This window comes from Affinibrenneria salicis (genome assembly GCF_008710095.1).
Genome location: NZ_VYKJ01000007.1, coordinates 1 through 18,110, shown reverse-complemented (window position 1 = coordinate 18,110; position 18,110 = coordinate 1). Strand labels below are relative to the sequence as shown.

Here is an 18,110-nt window from a genome sequence, read left to right as displayed (position 1 = left end):
TATTTTAAATTCTTTTAATAGACCACAATCATGCACAAAATGAATAATCTACGCCGGTTCGATTTAAATCTGCTGGTCGTACTGGAAGCATTACTGATTGAACGTCACCTGACGCGGGCGGCGCAGAGGCTTTCGATGAGTCAGCCGGCGGTCAGTCATGCCCTAAAGCGTTTGCGCCAGCAGCTGGAAGATGAATTATTTGTACGTAGCGCCGGTGGATTACAGCCGACCCGCAAGGCGCTGGCGCTGGCAGACCCGCTGTACGAGGTACTGGACGGCGTGCGGACGCTGACCGGCCGGCGCACGACGTTTAATCCGGCGGCGGAAACGCGGCTGTTTCGCATCGCGCTCTCGGACTATGGCGTGTCCCTTATCCTGCCGGGAGTCCTGCAAAAAATGCGTCGTCTGGCGCCGGACTGCCGCCTGTTGTGCCTGCCCGCCGCGCATGGCGCAATCCCCTCGCAGCTCAGCAACGGCGATATCGATCTGGCGCTGTGCGTTAACCCGGCCCCCAACCCGAGCCTGCGCTCGGCGCCCCTGTTTACCGAACGCTGGCTGTGCATGGCCGATGCCCGGGCCGGCAAGGCCGACCGGCTGACGGACTGGCTGAACCGTCCGCATCTGCTGATTTCCGCCGACGGCGAAGATCAATCCAGTCTCGACGCCCTCCTCGCCCGGCAGGGCAAACGACGCCACATCGCCGCCGTGGTGCCCCACTACACGGCGGCCACGCGCCTGCTGGCCGGCACCGATTTAATTTTAACGCTGCCGGCGCGGCTGGCGCATAATCCGGCAGCGTCGCTGATCGCCTTCGCCCCGCCGCTGCCGCTGGAAGAATTTGACTACGGACTGATCTGGCATGCGCGCAGCGACGGCGACGAGGGGCACCGCTGGTTGCGCGACCTGTTTAGCGAGCGATAAAACGCGGGCGCGCAGCCGCCGACACGGGCAAGCCGACGGATATGCGGTTGCGTATCAGAATAAGGGGCATGACCTCCACGTCCGCCACGTTCACCGTAACGATTTCTCCCCCGCTCAGATAATCAGAGGGTAACCGCAGACTGAATTCCCGGCGGTACGTACAGAGGGTATGGTTAAACGCCGTGCGGCTCGATGCCCATTTCCGCGCTCAGCCAGCGAACGTATTCACTCAGCGCCTGCTCGTCTCTCTGGCAGTAGGCCCATTTTTGGTAACGCTGTACGGTGATGAAGCCGGCCTGGCGCAGTAAATCAATATGCCGGCTGGCCGTTGGCTGGGCGATCTTCAGCGCGCCGGCGATCAGCGTGACGCATACGCCGAACGCCTGCGGATCGGCCGACCATTGATGAGTGAAATGCCGATTGGGATATCTTAGCAAGCGAAGTATTTCCAGCCGCTGCTCGCTGGCCAGCGCCCTAATCTGGGTTGATCGATTTATCATGCTCTGTATCATATAGTCATTTAGCTAAAAGTGGATTTAATAAGAATAGCATGCTGGAACTCAAACAAAACTTCATTTTTGAACAACAACGCGTGGCGTGGGGATGTATGGGACAAGGTCCCGCGTTGGTATTGATTCACGGCACGCCCTTTTCCTCTCAGGTCTGGCGGCGCATCGCACCGCTGCTGACGCCTTACTGGACGGTATATTATTACGATATGCCCGGTTACGGACAGTCGCAAAAGTTCTCCGGCCAGCAGGTTTCTCTCGGCGTGCAGGATCGGCTGCTGGCGCAGTTGTTCCAGGCGTGGGGATTAACGCGGCCCGACGTACTGTGCCATGATTTCGGCGGCGCGACGGCGCTGCGCGGCTATTTCCTGCAGGGACTGCGCTATGCCTCGCTGACGATTTTCGACGCCGTCGCGCTGGCGCCCTGGGGTTCGCCCTTCGTCGCCCACGTGAAAAAACATCAGCAGGCGTTCAGCGGTTTGCCGGAATATGCGCACAATGCGCTGCTGAAGGCTTATCTGCAGGGCGCCGTTTACCGTCCGTTGTCCGAAGAGGCGCTGTGCATCTATATGTCGCCGTGGCAGGGCGACACCGGACAGGCCGCCTTCTATCGGCAAATTTCCCAGATGGAGCAACGCTTTACCGACGAAATCGAACCCGCTCTCGCCCCGCTCGATTGCCCGGTCCATGTCCTGTGGGGAGAACACGACCAATGGATACCGCCGGCAATCGGCGAGCGCCTGGCGCGGCTCATCAGCCGGCGGCCGTTAACCCGCATCAAACACGCCGGCCATCTGGTGCAGGAGGATGCGCCCGAGGCTATCGTGCAGGCGATGCTCGGTATGCGGTTAAATGCCCGGTGACGCGATTCAGGCGCCAGCCCGCGGCCCCGCCCCTACAGGGAGTAACGCGCCGGCTTGCCCGCGCGAAGCGAGTGCCACGCCAGACGCAGACTCACCCGCCGCGAGCGTCAATTGGCGCGGATATGTTTCCCCGTCGTCTTCGGCGAGGATAAATATCGTTACAGATCATGTCGCTATTTCGCTCCCGCACAACGAGCGTCCGGCGCACAGGCGAAAACAGGCTTCGCCCGGCTTGTTTAGCCGACTCGCCGGCGTTCAGGCGCCGAACGCCGGCGGGAAAAGCACCCCGCAGACAACGTATTCACGCTGCGAGCGGCAATAACATTTTGCCGCTTATGGTTTCATTTTCTTACCATGAATTTACCTGACCCCGCCTTGATTGACTGGCGCAATAGTCCTATCGTCAAAGACTTGCCGCCGGCGGCATTAAACCGGCAGGCGCGCCAGATCGTGATAGAAGAGCGACGCGATCGTGATGGAAGAGCACACGACGCAGCTTATGCACACCGCATCAGGCGTTATACCAATCCTCAATCGGCTGTATCTGGTGACGCATCCGTCTCAACATCGCAGCGTTAATTTCAGGGACTCGCGTTGAGTCCGTCGTTTATTGATGGGAACTATGGCTAATCAATCGATTTCATCGTCAAAGGATGACCCGCGTCATCAAAATGACACCCCGCAGCAGAGCACCCCGGACAGCGGTTCGCCTGAACGCCAGAGACCCGGTAAGAAACCGCTGATTATCCTCGCGCTGGTGGTGGTGATTATGCTGGTGGTCGCCCTGTGGTTCTGGCTGACCACCCGCAATATCGAAACCACCGACGACGCCTTTACCGAATCCAACGCGGTCACCATCGCGCCGAAAACCTCCGGCTACGTCACGCAGCTGCGGGTGAAAGACAACCAGCGCGTAAAACAGGGCGATCTGCTGGTGGTGATCGACCCGCGCGACAATACCGCTCAGCGCGACCAGGCTCAGGCCCAGTTGGGGCTGGCGATTGCCCAGCTGCATCAGGCTCAGGCGGCGCTGGATCTGGCGAAGGTTCAGTATCCGGCGCAAAAAGATCAGGCGCTGGCTCAGATGGAGAAAGCGCAGGCCAATTTACTTAACGCGCAGGAAGATGATAAGCGGCAGCGCGGCGTGGATCCGCGCGCGACATCGCAGCGCAATATCGATGCGGCCGGCGCGCAGTTAAGAAGCGCGCGCGCGGAACTGGCAAGCGCCAAAGCGCAGGTGGAAATCGCTTCGCAAATCGCACTGCAGATCCGCCAGCAGGAAACCGCCGTCGAAGCGCGTCGGCAGCAGGTTGAGCAGGCGCAGGCGCAGCTCAATACCGCGAATCTTAATCTTGCCTACACCGAAGTGCGCGCGCCCTATGACGGCTTTATCACCCGACGTAACGTACAGGTCGGCAGCCTGGTGCAGGCCGGCAGCTCGCTATTCTCATTGGTTTCGCCGGATGTATGGATCGCCGCCAACTTTAAAGAGTCGCAGCTGCAACGCATGCGGCCGGGCAATAGAGTCGACATCTCGGTGGATGCCTGGCCGGATTTGAAGCTGCAGGGTCATGTCGACAGCGTCCAGATGGGTTCCGGCTCGCGTTTTTCCGCCTTCCCGGCCGAAAACGCCACCGGTAACTACGTGAAGATTGTGCAGCGCGTGCCGGTAAAAATCGTTATTGATAAAGGACTGGATCCGAATCAACCGCTGCCGTTGGGCCTGTCGGTTGAGCCGAAGGTGACGGTGGAATGAGCCAGAGTCAGAGCTGGCGACCGGCCAGTAACCCCTGGCTGGTCGCCATTACGGTGACGCTCGCCGTGTTCATGGAGATCCTGGACACGACCATCGTTAACGTCGCCCTGCCCCATATGGCCGGTTCCCTCTCCGCCAGTTATGACGAATCCACCTGGGTGTTAACCTCATATCTGGTGGCCAACGGCATTGTGCTGCCGATTTCGGCCTTCCTGAGCAGGGTATTCGGCCGCAAACAATTCTTCCTGATCTGTATTGTGATGTTTACCATCTGCTCTTTCCTGTGCGGTATCGCCACCGAGCTGTGGCAAATCATTCTCTTCAGGGTGCTGCAGGGCTTTTTCGGCGGTGGCTTACAGCCGACGCAGCAATCGGTGCTGCTGGATTATTTTAAACCGGAAGATCGCGGCAAGGCGTTCGGCCTGTCGGCGATTGCGATCATTGTCGCCCCGGTGTTCGGCCCGACGCTGGGCGGCTGGATCACCGATAACTACAGCTGGCGCTGGGTTTTCTTTATCAATGTCCCGGTCGGCATTTTCAGCGTGCTGGCCATCTATCAACTGCTGGAAAACCCGCCGTGGGAACGCAAGGTGGCGAAGGATAAGCTCAGTATCGACTATATCGGCATCGGCCTGCTGACTCTCGGACTGGGCTGTCTGCAGATGATGCTCGACCGCGGCGAGGATGACGACTGGTTCCACTCCAACTTTATTATTACCTTTGCCGTGCTGACGACGATTGGCCTGATCGGGGCGGTCTATTGGCTGCTGTACGCCAAAAAACCGGTGGTCGATCTTTATTGCCTGAAAGATCGCAACTTCGCGGCGTCTTGCGTGCTGATGGCCGGCATGGCGATGATTCTGTACGCCAGCGCGGTGGTGATCCCGCAGTTGGCGCAGCAGGATTTAGGCTACACCGCTACCTGGTCGGGGATGATCCTCTCGCCGGGCGCCGTACTGGTAGTGTTGACCATCCCGATAGCGTTAAAGCTGATGCCGCTGGTGCAGACGCGCTGGATGATCGCCGGCGCTTTCACCACGCTGGCGGCCTCCTTTGTTTATTCGTCCATGCTGGCGCCGAATATCAATTTCACCACGCTGGTGCTGATGCGCAGCGCGCAAACCATCGGACTCGGCTTCCTGTTTGTGCCGCTGACCACCATTGCGTTCGTCACCATTCCCCAGAGGCTGAATGCGGACGCGTCGGCGCTATTGACCATGTGCCGCAACGTGGCCGGCTCAATCGGCATTTCGCTATCCACGGCGATGATTACCGAACGGCAGCAGGTACACAGCGCTCATCTGGTGCATAACATGTCCACGCTAAACGAGCCGTTCAATCTGACGATAGAACGCTGGGCCCAGGCGATCAAAGACTTCTCCACCATGGCGGGCGATCCCATCGCCCTGGCCACCGGCCAAATGTATAAAGAGATGATCGTTCAGGCCCGCATGCTGGCCTACATCGACGTTTTCAGGGGTCTTAGCATTATCGCCCTGCTTCTTATTCCTTTTTGTTTACTGCTTGCGCCGATCAAGAGCAAAGGCAGTGCGGGAGCACACTGACATGAGGGTATCTTCGTCATTTTCCTATTCACGATCCGGCATGTGGCTGGCGGCCTTACTGACGCTGTCGGCCTGTTCGGTCGGGCCGGATTATCAGGCGCCAGCCCCCGCCACGCCCGGTAAGTTCAACGGCCTTGACTCGGACAGCGCGTCAAAACCGCAGGCGACGGTCACCGATCCCGACTGGTGGAAATCATTTAATGATGCGCAGCTCGATAGCCTGATCGATCGGGCTATCGCCGGCAATCTGACGCTGCAACAGGCGGTGCTGCGTATTGCCGGTTCGCGTCAGCAGCTCAATCAGGCGCGCGGCGTCTGGCTGCCGTCGGTCAACGGCAACGCATCGGCGCAACGGCGACAGTTGGGCATGAAAGGGCTGCTGGAGTCCCACGATGTCTACAGCAAGGTGGATCAGGCTAATCCCAACCTGAGTTCGGCGCTCGATAGCCTGACCCAGCCGGTCGGGCTGTATCAGGGCAGTTTCGATGCCGCCTGGGAACTGGATCTGTGGGGCAAAGTGCGCCGTCAGGTCGAGATGGCCGACGCACAGCAGCAACAGTCGATCGAGAACCGTAACGATGCGCTGGTTTCGCTGGAGGCGGAAGTCGCCAGAACATGGTTGCAACTACGCGGCGCGCAGGCCGCCAGCCAGACGCTGGCCAGCCAGATTGAGATCGCGCAGCAGACGCTGGATCTGACGCAAAGCCAGCAACGCAACGGTCTGGCGCCGCAGATGAACGTGGAAAACGCCCGCGCCCAGCTCAGTTCTCTGCGCGCGCAGTTGCCGCAGTATCAGGCCCAGATACGCCAGGCGATGAACGGCCTGGCCGTGCTGATCGGCCAGCCGCCGGGCGCGCTGGATAGCGAGCTGGCGGCGGAGAAATCCCTGCCGGCGTTGCCCAAAACGGTGCCGGTCGGCGTACCGTCCACGCTGGCCAGACGCCGGCCGGACGTGCGCGAGGCGGAAGCGCAGCTTCACGCCGCCACCGCCAATATCGGCATCTCCGTCGCGCAGTTGTTCCCCGACCTGTCGCTCACCGGCCAGTTCGGCGTCCGCAATACCGATTTCAGCTATCTGGATAACTGGAGCAGCCATTTTTATAGTTTTGGCCCGTCCGTTTCGCTCCCGATCTTTCAGGGCGGCAGGCTGGTCTCCGGCGTCAGGCTGGCGCGCGCGGAGCAGGCCAGCGCGGCGCTCGGCTATCGTCAGGCGGTGTTGACCGCTCTACAGGATGTGGAGAATGCGCTGGTGAGCTACCGCACCGATCAGCAGCAGGTCGAAGAGCTTGATCGTAGCGTCGACGCGCTGCAAAACACGTTTGAGCTGGCCGGCGACGGCTACCGCAACGGCCTGTCGTCGTTTATTGACGCGCTGGACGCACAACGCCAGCTGGCGCAGGCGAAACAGCAGGCTATTCAGGCCCGCATACAGTGCAGTCTGGATCTGGTGGCATTGTATAAAGCGCTGGGCGGCGGCTGGGAACCTTATCAGCAGGTTAAACTGCCCGAATACCCGGTATTCGGCCCGGCCGACGGCCAGCATGGCTAACGGCGCGTTTTTGCCGCGGACGGCGGCGCCTGTCACCGACGCCGGACGACTTCGTTTTCCCGCAGGCGCGCATCGCGGCAAATGCCCGCCGGCGCGGGCATAGCGGAAATGAAGATGCGCAGCGAGCAGCGGCGGTTAATACAGGATTGCGCCGGCTGATCAGCGACGCTTTCTTTCATCCTGCAGCTTAGCCGCTATCTCGTTCGGCGCCGGCGCATAATGCTTAAAGGTCATCGTATACGTGGCGCGTCCCTGGCTCATGGAGCGCAATACGGTGGAATAGCCGAACATGTCGGACAGCGGAACATCGGCGCTGATGACTTTGCCGCCGCCGACCATGCTGTCCATTCCCTGCACCATGCCCCGGCGGGACGACAAATCGCCCATTACCGTTCCGGCATACTCCTCCGGCGTTTCAACCTCTACCGCCATGATCGGTTCAAGAATCACCGGACTGGCCTGCTTGCAGGCTTCCCGAAAACCAAAAATGGCGGCCATTCGGAACGCCTGCTCGGACGAATCGACATCGTGGTAAGAACCGAAGGTCAGGTGCACCTTCACATCGACAATCGGGTAACCGGCCAGCACGCCGCTATTCAGCGCCTCTTCCACCCCTTTGCGCACCGCGGGAATGTATTCGCGCGGTACAACGCCGCCTTTGATTTCGTCAAAGAAAGCGAATCCCAGGCCCGGCTCATTGGGTTCGACCGTTAACACAACGTGACCGTACTGGCCTTTACCGCCGGACTGACGCACAAATTTACCGTCGACGTCCGCCACGGCCTGGCGAACGGTTTCGCGATAAGCGACCTGCGGCCTGCCGACATTGACCTGCACGCCGAATTCACGCTTCAGGCGGTCGACAATGATGTCCAGATGCAGCTCGCCCATGCCGCCGATAATGGTCTGGCCGGACTCCTCGTCGCTGGCGACGCGCAGCGACGGATCTTCCGCGGCCAGACGCGACAACGCGATCCCCATTTTTTCCTGGTCCGCTCTGGTTTTAGGCTCCACCGCCTGACGGATCACCGGCTCGGGAAACGCAATGCGCTCAAGCGTGACGGGCGCGCTCGGATCGCACAACGTGTCGCCGGTGGTAACGTCTTTCAGTCCAACGCAGGCGGCGATATCGCCGGCGCGGATCTCATCGATTTCCTGCCGATCGTTGGCGTGCATCTGGACGATACGGCCAATGCGCTCCTTACGATCCTTGATCGGGTTGTAAACGCTGTCGCCCTTGCGCAGCACGCCAGAGTAGACGCGCACGAAAGTCAACTGGCCGACCCAGGGGTCGGTCATCAGTTTGAACGCCAGCGCGGAAAATTTTTCGTCGTCATCCGGCCGGCGCGCGGCGGGATTGCCGTCCTCATCCACGCCGCCGACCGGCGGCACGTCCAGCGGCGAAGGCATGAGTTCGATAAGCGCGTCGAGCATACGCTGCACCCCTTTATTTCTGAATGCCGAACCGCACAGCATCGGCTGAATCTCGCCCGCGATGGTGCGCAGACGCAGCCCCTCGGTGATCGCCGCCTCGCTCAGTTCGCCGCTCTCCAGATATTGATCCATAAGCGTCGCGCTGGCTTCGGCGGCGGCTTCGACCATCTTTTCGCGCCACTCTCGCGCCGAGGCCGCCAGTTCGTCCGGGATCGCCTGCCAGCTAAAGGTCATGCCCTGGGTGGCGTCGTCCCAGATAATCGCTTTCATCTTGCGCAGATCGACCACGCCCCTGAAGTTATCTTCGGCGCCGATCGGAATGACGACGGGCACCGGGTTGGCGTTAAGTCGTTCCACCATCATCTGACGCACGCGAAAGAAATCGGCGCCGATACGGTCCATTTTGTTGACGAAAGCCAGACGCGGCACCCGGTATTTATTCGCCTGGCGCCAGACGGTTTCTGACTGCGGTTGCACCCCGCCGACGGCGTCATACACCATGACGGCGCCGTCGATCACGCGCATAGAGCGCTCCACTTCAATAGTGAAATCCACGTGGCCGGGGGTGTCGATAATATTGATGCGGTGGCGGGGAAAAGATCCGTCCATGCCCTGCCAGAAGCAGGTGGTGGCGGCCGATGTGATGGTAATCCCGCGCTCCTGCTCCTGCGCCATCCAGTCCATGACGGCGGCGCCATCGTGCACCTCGCCGAGTTTGTGGCTCACCCCGGTGTAGAACAGAATACGCTCGGTGGTCGTGGTTTTACCGGCGTCAATGTGGGCCGAGATACCGATATTGCGATAGCGTTCTATGGGAGTATAGCGAGACATGGTTATTTCCTTCTTTCGTACGGTTTTCCCGCCGCCGCGCTGGACGGCGCGCGACGCGACGGGGTTGAATGCAACCACATAGTACGACTACAATAGTACAATTAATTCATAACTACAATCGGCAACGCGTCGTCATCGCCTGATGCGCTCATCGTCCTCCCGGCGCGGCGGCGTAAACCAAACCGGCGCGCGCTAACGCCGCCAAAGAGCGCGGCGCACGGCTGGGCGCGGCCGGTCGGTTATGGCAAACTATGCCCATCGCATTCGCACCGCAGGAAAACGGCGCTCAGGCAAATCGCTTGATCGAACAGAATTCCGGGCTGACGGCGGCAATACCGTCGGCCCGCGGCGCCGCAGGGGCGGACGGGTTCTGTCGATTCGCTCGCCGCGTGCAAGAGAAAAGAGACGGGGTCGCGCGGCCAGACAATGCGTTTGTCGCGCGCAAGCCACTGCCGGAAAACAAGCAATAACAGGATTATTCATGATTCCAAACCATCCCGACCGCGAACAAATTCGACTGGAGAATGTGCTGACGGCCCTGGGCAACCCGCTGCGTCTGGCCGTCGTGCGCGCCCTGGCCGTGGAGGGCGAGCGCGCCTGCGGCTCGCTGCTGCAGGGACAGTCTAAGTCCACTATGACCCATCACTGGCGCGTGCTGCGCGACAGCGGGGTTATCTGGCAGCGACCCTATGGCCGGGAAAACCTGCTGTCGCTGCGGCGCGACGATCTCAATGCGCGTTTCCCGGGCCTGCTTGACTCGCTGCTGGGCGCGCTGGAGAACGATGCGGTCACCGCGCAGACGACCGCGCGGCATCTACTTAATCCGCTACCCTGACGTTCCCTTTTCCGTCAGCATCAGGCTGAGCAACCGTACGACCCGCCAGTTGCAGCTCACCCCGGAAAGCTGTGCGTGTGACGAGCGCGGCGCGCGCATCCTCGCCGATCTGGATTGGAACGGAGCCGCCGCGCAGATGGCTGCGGCTTAACGCCAGCGTGCCGCCAGGCCACCATTTTCTGCTGCCGCTGGTGCCGGCGTTTCTGCGCCGTTATCCCGACTTCAATCTGGATATCGTGCTGACGGATAAAATTATCGACCTGCCGGAACAGCGCACCGACGTGGCGATACGCATCGGTCCGCTCAAGTACTCAAACCCGATCGCGTACAAGCCTGGTCAGATGCGCACGATGATTGTCGGTTCCCCAGCCTATTTGCGCGCCACGGCACGCCGCTCAGCCCGGACGAACGGCAATAGCACAATCTGATCACGGAAAACTACGCGCGTGCGCAACAAAACTGGCCGATGCAGCCTGGCGAGCGAGAGGTGCTGGTAGTCCCCGTCGGCAACGTCCAGGCCAGCGACAGCGAAGCGCTGCGGCGTTTAGCGCTGACCGGTCAGGGACTGGTTCGTCAGGCGGAGCTTCAGGTGCGCGAGGAAATTACGGCGGGGAGACTGATTCCCATACTGGGGGGCTGGAACGCTGGCGGCATCGAAGAAATTTATGCGGTGTTCGTGAGGCAATGTGGTTCTCCCCTCCCTGTGCGTGCGCGCCCTGCTAAATAGCTTCGCGCATTGATGTTTCACTTTTGACCATGCCACAGCGCGTAACTGATGATAAGAACATTTAAATAATCATTAAAAACAGTTGATTGTGATTTAATCATAATATCGTTGTCACTCAACCTGCAGGGCAAGTGTAGCGCGATTATGCGAGGCTATTTAGACTTTTTGATGGAGAGGGTGACCCTCTGATCGCGCGACGCCGAGAGCCGGCATAGCTAACTTTTCCGGCCGTCATACAGGGAAATCATGTTAGCATTTCCGGTTATTGCCGGGGTTAAACAATTAAGGAGCCGGGATGAATAAACTTGATAATCTCACCGCAATGATGGTGTTTGCCAACGTTGTCGAAACCCTGAGCTATACCGAAGCAGCCAATCAGCTGAATATCTCCAAATCAGCCGTGAGTAAAGAAATTTCTCAGCTTGAAATAAGGTTAGGCGCCAAACTGTTACAGAGAACCACCCGCAAAATTCAGGTCACTGAACTGGGATTAACCTACTACCAGTACTGCCATCGTATCCTGCAGGAAATAAAAAATTCGGAACAATTCATCAGGCAGGTTCATGAGGATCCCGTTGGTAGTTTGCGTATTGCCGCGCCGGTCACGTTTGGCTCTCAGTGCGTAATGCCCGTTGTGAATCAGTTTATTAAGAACAATATTCACATTACCGTCGATCTCGATTTAACCGACCGGCCGATTAATATAGAAGATGAACATTATGATGTAGCTATTGCGATTGACCGTGAATTTCCGCCAAACGGCTCTTTTAAACCACTGATTGATATTGAGTGGGGCCTGTATGCCAGTGAGAAATATCTTCGCACCTGTCCTGATATTACCCACCCTGATCAATTACCGCGCCATGACTATATTTTGTTTCGCGGCAATGCGCACACCATTGCTTTACCCTTTCATAAGGATAAGCAGAGAATAGATGTAGAAGTACACTGCCGGTTGCGGGCAAATAACAGCACCGCGCTATTAAATGCCGCGCTGGATAATCTCGGCATTGCCTACCTGCCGGCCTATATTACCGATGAGCACGTACAAAACGGCAGTATTATCCGGTTGCTGCCGCACTGGCAAATGGAGGTCTACAAATCCTGGGCGATGTTTAAACAGTCGCAGTTCAACTCGCCGCGCATCAGTCTTTTTGTCGATAGCCTGCAAAATACGCTGCGCACGCGCGCAGCTCAGTAGTAATTGCCGTGGCGATGGTCCCAACTGGGGAAAATATCGCTCATGATGGCCATAATCTGATTCACCTGCAGACCTTTACGAATCAGCATCGGACAAGGCGCGACGCCACGCTGACCATGCTGTTCCGGCACCAGTTTCCCTGCTTCGTCGACCAGCGAGACCATCACGCCCTGCTCATAACGCGTTTCATCCGACTCATTAGGCTGGATGGATTTGACATAATCGTTGGCGGCAATAATCAAATCCGCACGCTGCGCAATACGGTCGCCGATACCTTCTACCATCCCGCGGTTGCCCTTACCGGAGGGATTGGCGGAACTGGCAAACGAAAAGCGGCCTTTTTGCCATAGCGCACGGGCGATATTTTCGCCAGGCGTGCCAAATCTGATGACAAAGCAGCTGGTTTGTCGGCCGTCCATCATCAGCGCCTGACTGCCGTCATCCGGGATTAACGCTTTGCCTTCCTCTTTCCAGGGCAAAATACAGCCCAGCAAAATATCCTGCCGCCAGTGGCGTTCATATAAACGCTCAATTTCCGGCGTCATTTGCGCCAGGGCTTTCACCTGCTCCAGCGACCCGCACAGCACTACGCCCGGTTTATTCCGTTTGCGCTGTTTAGCTTCGAATTTACGCTCCAGCCCTTCGGCATCCGAAGTCATAATAATGTATCCGACTTTGGTCGGGCTGACGATCATTCCTCCCTTGCCGGATAAAATATCCACGGCTTCCGGCTGAATGCCGCCGTTCCAGTTAATCGTTTTCTCTTTCATTTTAATCTTCACCCATCATCGTTGCGCTGATTAAAAAAATAAACAGCAATAAGTTAATCAATCATTAGTGAGCACGGCGGCGCAGGCGCGCCATTTATTCGCCAGAAAAAAATGCGATAAAAAATAGTTCAAACCACTCCAGCCTAAATAATTCGCCCCGCAGTTCAAAACACTATCGTCCTGAACTGCGTGATGCGCTGGCGTTTTACCGGCATACGCATCGATGCGCACGGTAACGCAACCGGCGAATATGCGTCGATCAACTCAGGTAAATAATGCGCATAAGCTATGGGTGTGTCCCGTAACTGTTTTTTGTACAGATCAGCATTGTTATAACCGTGCAAAAAACACCGTTAAGCGATAAAAATAGTCCTGAAAACGCTCAACATTCAACCCAAAATCACATTCCGGAAATGATTACCAAATCACTTTTTGGTATGCCGGGAGGTTAAGGGACACCCCCTAACGTTACCAGCGCATCTGCAAGCTGAATTCTGACGGAAATAAAAAATTCCACTATTTAATGGTTATTACCCGTTCTTCTTTTCGCTACATTGGCGATTATCATAACCTGTCATCGGCGGTTAACAACCAATACCGACATTTACCCGGCATTGTTTCCGCCAGGAAACAATAGTGCCCGTTATCCCCATATTATTCCCATCCATTAATACGGATATAGCGTCGGCGCCGCTACGGGCAGTCAGCCACTGATCGCTATCGGTGATCGGACCCACTGCCCTCAGGTTCGGCTATTTATACTCGTCATAGTGCAAATTGCAGGTACGCGGGTCTATCTCAGCCATGACAGAGTCCATTGATCTGCCTGTATGCGCCGACGTCTTTGCGCCGAAAAGACGATCCGGTCGCCTGATGAGCTCGACTATATTTTGAAGATCCGCACGCGGGATAACCAGAGCTTCAACCGTCTGCACGCCGAACAGTTGCTATTCCTGCCGGGCGTACGTCAGGTTCGCTCGTTTATCGGGCTGCGGGAAGTGCTTTCCACCACACAACTGACATTTTGAGCCGCCAGCCGTACAAGCCGGCGGCAGGTAACGGCGACGGCCCGCGGCAAAATATGCTTGCCTCATCGCGCCCGCCTCTTTTATCCTTTGATCGTCAATCAGATGTATCACTGTTAACGGACTAACATTTTATGCCTGCCAGCCATACCCTCACGGACGGTCTGTTGGCCCCGCGCCGCGCCGCACGCTCATCCCTGCCGGTCAGTCACGCGCGGTATCCTGCCCGCGTCTGTTTCATCCGCTCCGCCCGGCCCGACGCTCTGCATGACCGGCCGTTGTCCCGCGCGCCGTCCGACCCGGCGCAGGCCTGACCCATGGCCGCTGACCTGACCGCCGCCCGCGCCGGCGACCCGCTGGTGCATACCTCCCTGCTCGCTGATTTCGCCGCCGGCCTGACCGAAGGCCTTATCTACACCGCCGTGTTTGCCGCCGCCGGCGCCATGGCGGGCACCGGACTCGGCGCCGTCGCCGGCCTTGCGCTGCTGGCCGGCGCCATGACCAGCGGACTGCCCGAAGCCGCCGGAAATCTCGTCGCCTCCGGCGTCGACGCCGCCCTCGATTTCTTCGGCCTGCGCGGACCGCCCGACGCCACCATCACCAGCGGCTCTCCCGACGTGCACATCATGGGCAAACCCGCCGCGCGCGCCGCCGGCACCGTCAGCCACGACGTGCTCAACGCGCCCGACGGCGATGAAGACGGCCCCGGTCCCGCCGCCTTCGCCATGATGCTGGCCGGCAGCCTCGCCGCTTCCCTGCATTTCGCCGCCCGCAACCCGCAGGCCGCCGCCGCGGCGCTGCTCGACGGCGCCGGCAGCCTGCTGAAGGACGGACTCAGCGCCCTGACCCCGGCCAGCCTCTCCGCCCTGGCCAGAGAGACCTGGGCCGACCTGACCCAGCCCGTGACGGAAAGCGCCAGCCCGCACGCCATTCCCGCGTCGCACGACACCGTGCTGTGCCAGAAAAGCCACGTCATCACCGGCCCCGGCAACTTCATCGCCGAAGGCTCGAAAAAGGTCCTGATTAACGGCCAGCCGGCGGCGCGGCGCGGCGACCGCAGCACCTGCGAAGCCACCATCCAGCCGGCGGAGAGCCCGCGCGTGCGTATCGGCGGCGGCAGTATCGTGGTGCGCGATATCCGCAGCGGCCGCAACATCATGATGTATATGCTCGGCGCCATTATCGGCTCGCTGGGTGTCGGCGAACTGAGAAACCTGTTTTCCTGCGTCAGTCTGCGCCGCCTGAAAGTCCGGCTGCCCTGCCTGCTCGCCGGGATGGCGCTCAGCGAAAGCGCCGGCGCCCTGGCGGCGGTGGTCGCCGGCCGGGTGCATCCCGCCGCGCAGCAGACGCCGCACCCGGTGCATATCGCCACCGGCATCAAGCTGCTGGCCGGAGAGGCGGAGTGCGACTTCGCGCTGGACGGCCGTATGCCGCTGGTCTGGCAGCGCGTCTACCAGAGCGCGAACCCGGTATGCGGGGCGCTCGGCGCCGGCTGGATGCTGCCGTTCGAAACCCGCCTGCTGTGCCGGCCCGCGCAGGACGGGCAGCGGCAGTTCTTCTGGCGCGACCCGTCCGGCCGCGAATGCGGGCTGGGCGACGTGCAGCCGGGCACGGTGGTTTACTTTCAGGAAGACGGCCTGACGCTGTACTTCACCCGCCAGGGGGTCCCGGTGCTGCAGACGGACGACGGCGAATTTCAGCTGTATGAGCCGGACCCGCTGCGCGACGGCGAATGGCGGCTGCTGCAGACCGCCGACCGCCATATGAATCTCCGCCACTACCGCTATAACGACGCCGGCCGGCTGGTGCATATCCGCGACGATAACGACACGCTGGCCGCCAGGCTGAGCTATGACGCGCGGCACGGCCGGCTGAGCGCGGTGCATCAGGAATGCGAAGGCGAAAGCCGCCTGCTGGCGGAGTACCGCTACAATGAACGCGGGCAGCTCACCTCAGTGCGCGACGCGGACGGCATCGTCACGCGCCGTTATCAGTGGGATGCGGCCAGCGGCATGATGGCGGCGCACAGCCACGCCACCGGACTGACGCTGCGCTACGACTGGCAGCCGCCGGCGCAGGCGGACGGTCACTGGCGGGTCTGCGGTTACCGGGTGCAGGATGAGGACGGGAACAGTCTGGAGCAGTGGCTGATTGACGCGGACGAAACCCGGCGCCGCGCCGCCGTCACCTGCCTGTCCGGCGGCAGCAGCGAACACCGCTGGGACGACCGTTGCCGCATCACCGCCTATACCGACCCGTACGGCGCGCGCTGGCAGTATGAGCAGGCGGATGAGGGCGAGCGGCTGCTGTCGGTCACCGACCCGGACGGCCGGCACTGGCGCTACGATTATGACGGACGCGGTAACCTGACCGGGGTGCACGACCCGGCGGGCGGTACGCATCTCACCACCTGGCACCCGGTCTGGGCCCTCCCGCTGACCGAAGTGCTGCCGGACGGCGCGGTATGGCGCTATGAATACAGTCCGCAGGGCGACCTGACGGCGCTCACCGCCCCGGACGGCGGCGTCACCCGCTTCAGCTATAACGACCGGGGCGACCTGCTGACGCGCACCGACGCCGGCGGCAGCACGCTGCGCCTGCGGCCGGACGCGCGCGGCCTGCCGGTGCGGTCGGAGGACTGCTCCGGTTACCCGTCGCATTACCGTTATGACGCCGCCGGCCGGCTGACCGCGGAGACCGACGCGCAGGGCAACGTCACCCGTTACGCCTGGAGCCCGGCCGGCCGCCTGCAAAGCGAGACCCGCCCGGACGGGCGCGAAACCCGCTATGAGTACGACGCGGCCGGCCTGCCGGCGGCGGAAATCACCGGCGGTCTGGCCGCGTACCGGGTCCGGCGCAACGTGCGCGGCCAGGTGGTGGCGGCCACCGGCCCGTCCGGCCGTCAGGTACGCCGGCACTATGACCGCTTCGGCCGGCTGACCGCGCTGGAAAACCCGAACGGCGAACGCTGGCGCTTCGAATACGACACCGGCCACCGGCTGCTGGCGCAGACTGACTACGCCGGGCGCGCCACCCGTTACACCTGGACCCGGCTGGGGCAGCCGGCGTCGGTCACCCGCGAGCCGCTGGCGCAGGAGGGCGCCGGCGCGCCGCTGACCAGCCGCTATGAGTATGATGCGCGGGGCCGCCTCACCGCGCGCGATACGGCGCAGCACCGGACGGAATACAGCTGGCGGCCGCGGGAGATACAGATACGCCGCACCGCGCTCAGCGCCTGGCGGCAGGCCCGGGCAGAGCGGCGCGAGTCGGACTGGGACGAGACGCTGGCCTTCGGCTATGACGCCGCCGGCAACCTGCTGTCGGAGGACAATCACGGCGGGCGCTGGCAGCACCGCTACGACATCGCCGGCAACCTGACCGCCACCACCCTGCCGGACGGACGCGAACTCAGCCGGCTGTACTACGGCAGCGGCCACCTGCTGCAGATGAGCCTGCGCGGCGCCGGCGGCACGCACGACATCGCCGGCTACCGGCGCGACCGGCTGCACCGGGAAATCAGCCGCACCCAGGGAGCGCTGACGCGGGACACCCGCTACGACAGCGCCGGCCGCGTGACGCTGCGCCGCACCAGCCGCGGCAACCGGCTGGTGCTGGAGCAGCGCTGCCAGTGGGACCAGACGGACCGGCTGGTGCAGCAGATACTGACCGACGGCGACGCCGCGCCGGCGGACAAATACCGGCGGCGCATGTGGGGCTACGACGCGGACGGCTGTCTGACGCAGGGTATCACCGGCCGTCAGGCGGAGCATTTTTACCACGACGCAGCGGGCAACCGCACGGACTCGCCGGGCGAAACGGTGTGGTGCGGCCTGCTGCAGCGCCTGAACGGCCTCCGGCTGTCATATGACGCCTTCGGCCGGCTCAGCCGGCGCTGCGGGCGCGACGGCACGGTGCAGCACTTCCGCTACGACGACGAACAGCGCGTCAGCGACGTGACGCTGGAAGGCCACCCCGAATACCGCCGGGCGGAGTACCGCTACGACGCGCTGGGCCGGCGCACGCACAAAATCCTGCACCGTCACGGCGAGGCCGGCGCCGATGCGGAGGTCATCACCTTCCTGTGGAGCGGAATGCGGCTGGCGGGCGAGCAGAGCAGCCGCACG

General features: G+C 60.9%; 13 protein-coding genes and 1 pseudogene. 11 read left to right on the top strand and 3 right to left on the bottom strand.

Translation table 11 applies throughout. From position 1 onward, the window contains the following. Positions 1–39 precede the first annotated feature (39 nt). Entirely contained in the window at positions 40–921 is an 882-nt protein-coding gene (locus FJU30_RS14240; protein ID WP_150435646.1) for a LysR family transcriptional regulator, read from the top strand. A gap of 173 nt (positions 922–1,094) precedes the next feature. On the opposite strand, the gene FJU30_RS14235 is transcribed toward FJU30_RS14240, so the two are convergent. After that, positions 1,095–1,421: an ArsR/SmtB family transcription factor gene (locus FJU30_RS14235; protein ID WP_150435645.1), complete on the bottom strand. Its 327-nt coding sequence runs from the start codon at positions 1,419–1,421 to the stop codon at positions 1,095–1,097. A 50-nt stretch (positions 1,422–1,471) separates the two neighbouring features. Here FJU30_RS14235 and FJU30_RS14230 point away from each other — a divergent pair, with 50 nt between their 5' ends. The 4 genes from FJU30_RS14230 (at position 1,472) to FJU30_RS14215 (ending at position 7,163) form a co-directional block, all read left to right on the top strand. Next, positions 1,472–2,293: an alpha/beta fold hydrolase gene (locus FJU30_RS14230; RefSeq protein ID WP_150435644.1), complete on the top strand. Its 822-nt coding sequence runs from the start codon at positions 1,472–1,474 to the stop codon at positions 2,291–2,293. A 622-nt stretch (positions 2,294–2,915) separates the two neighbouring features. Beyond that, positions 2,916–4,049 (top strand): HlyD family secretion protein, encoded by a 1,134-nt coding sequence (locus FJU30_RS14225; protein WP_395858566.1) that lies wholly within the window; start codon positions 2,916–2,918, stop codon positions 4,047–4,049. After that, complete coding sequence (locus FJU30_RS14220) at positions 4,046–5,614, top strand: DHA2 family efflux MFS transporter permease subunit (RefSeq protein WP_150435642.1); 1,569 nt, start codon at positions 4,046–4,048, stop codon at positions 5,612–5,614. The genes FJU30_RS14225 and FJU30_RS14220 overlap by 4 nt, the downstream gene beginning before the upstream one ends. Before the next feature lie 40 nt (positions 5,615–5,654). Next, positions 5,655–7,163: an efflux transporter outer membrane subunit gene (locus tag FJU30_RS14215; protein ID WP_395858568.1), complete on the top strand. Its 1,509-nt coding sequence runs from the start codon at positions 5,655–5,657 to the stop codon at positions 7,161–7,163. A 159-nt stretch (positions 7,164–7,322) separates the two neighbouring features. Here the strand turns inward: FJU30_RS14215 and fusA are convergent, their stop codons facing one another. Then, positions 7,323–9,428, bottom strand: coding sequence for an elongation factor G (gene fusA, locus FJU30_RS14210; RefSeq protein WP_150435640.1), 2,106 nt, complete (start codon positions 9,426–9,428; stop codon positions 7,323–7,325). Between the two features lie 481 nt (positions 9,429–9,909). On the opposite strand from fusA, the gene FJU30_RS14205 reads away from it, so the two are divergent. The 4 genes from FJU30_RS14205 (at position 9,910) to FJU30_RS14190 (ending at position 12,191) form a co-directional block, all read left to right on the top strand. Next, positions 9,910–10,263 (top strand): ArsR/SmtB family transcription factor, encoded by a 354-nt coding sequence (locus FJU30_RS14205; RefSeq protein WP_150435639.1) that lies wholly within the window; start codon positions 9,910–9,912, stop codon positions 10,261–10,263. Between the two features lie 71 nt (positions 10,264–10,334). Continuing rightward, positions 10,335–10,691 (top strand): LysR substrate-binding domain-containing protein, encoded by a 357-nt coding sequence (locus FJU30_RS14200; RefSeq protein ID WP_150435638.1) that lies wholly within the window; start codon positions 10,335–10,337, stop codon positions 10,689–10,691. 59 nt (positions 10,692–10,750) lie between these two features. Next, on the top strand, positions 10,751–10,990 hold the full coding sequence (locus FJU30_RS14195) for a type 2 periplasmic-binding domain-containing protein (protein WP_150435637.1): 240 nt from the start codon (positions 10,751–10,753) through the stop codon (positions 10,988–10,990). A 295-nt stretch (positions 10,991–11,285) separates the two neighbouring features. Next, positions 11,286–12,191 (top strand): LysR family transcriptional regulator, encoded by a 906-nt coding sequence (locus FJU30_RS14190; RefSeq protein ID WP_150435636.1) that lies wholly within the window; start codon positions 11,286–11,288, stop codon positions 12,189–12,191. Here FJU30_RS14190 and FJU30_RS14185 read toward each other — a convergent pair. Beyond that, on the bottom strand, positions 12,185–12,961 hold the full coding sequence (locus FJU30_RS14185; RefSeq protein ID WP_150435635.1) for an L-threonylcarbamoyladenylate synthase: 777 nt from the start codon (positions 12,959–12,961) through the stop codon (positions 12,185–12,187). The two genes, FJU30_RS14190 and FJU30_RS14185, sit on opposite strands and share 7 nt — an antisense overlap. Before the next feature lie 875 nt (positions 12,962–13,836). Between FJU30_RS14185 and FJU30_RS14180 the strand changes: the two are divergent. Together FJU30_RS14180 and FJU30_RS14175 are read left to right on the top strand one after the other, a co-directional pair. Continuing rightward, a pseudogene (locus tag FJU30_RS14180) lies at positions 13,837–13,989 on the top strand (Lrp/AsnC ligand binding domain-containing protein); the annotation flags it as partial. Positions 13,990–14,303: 314 nt separating this feature from the next. Next, positions 14,304–18,110: DUF6531 domain-containing protein (locus FJU30_RS14175; RefSeq protein WP_150435634.1), on the top strand; the 3,807-nt coding region annotated here is incomplete at its 3' end.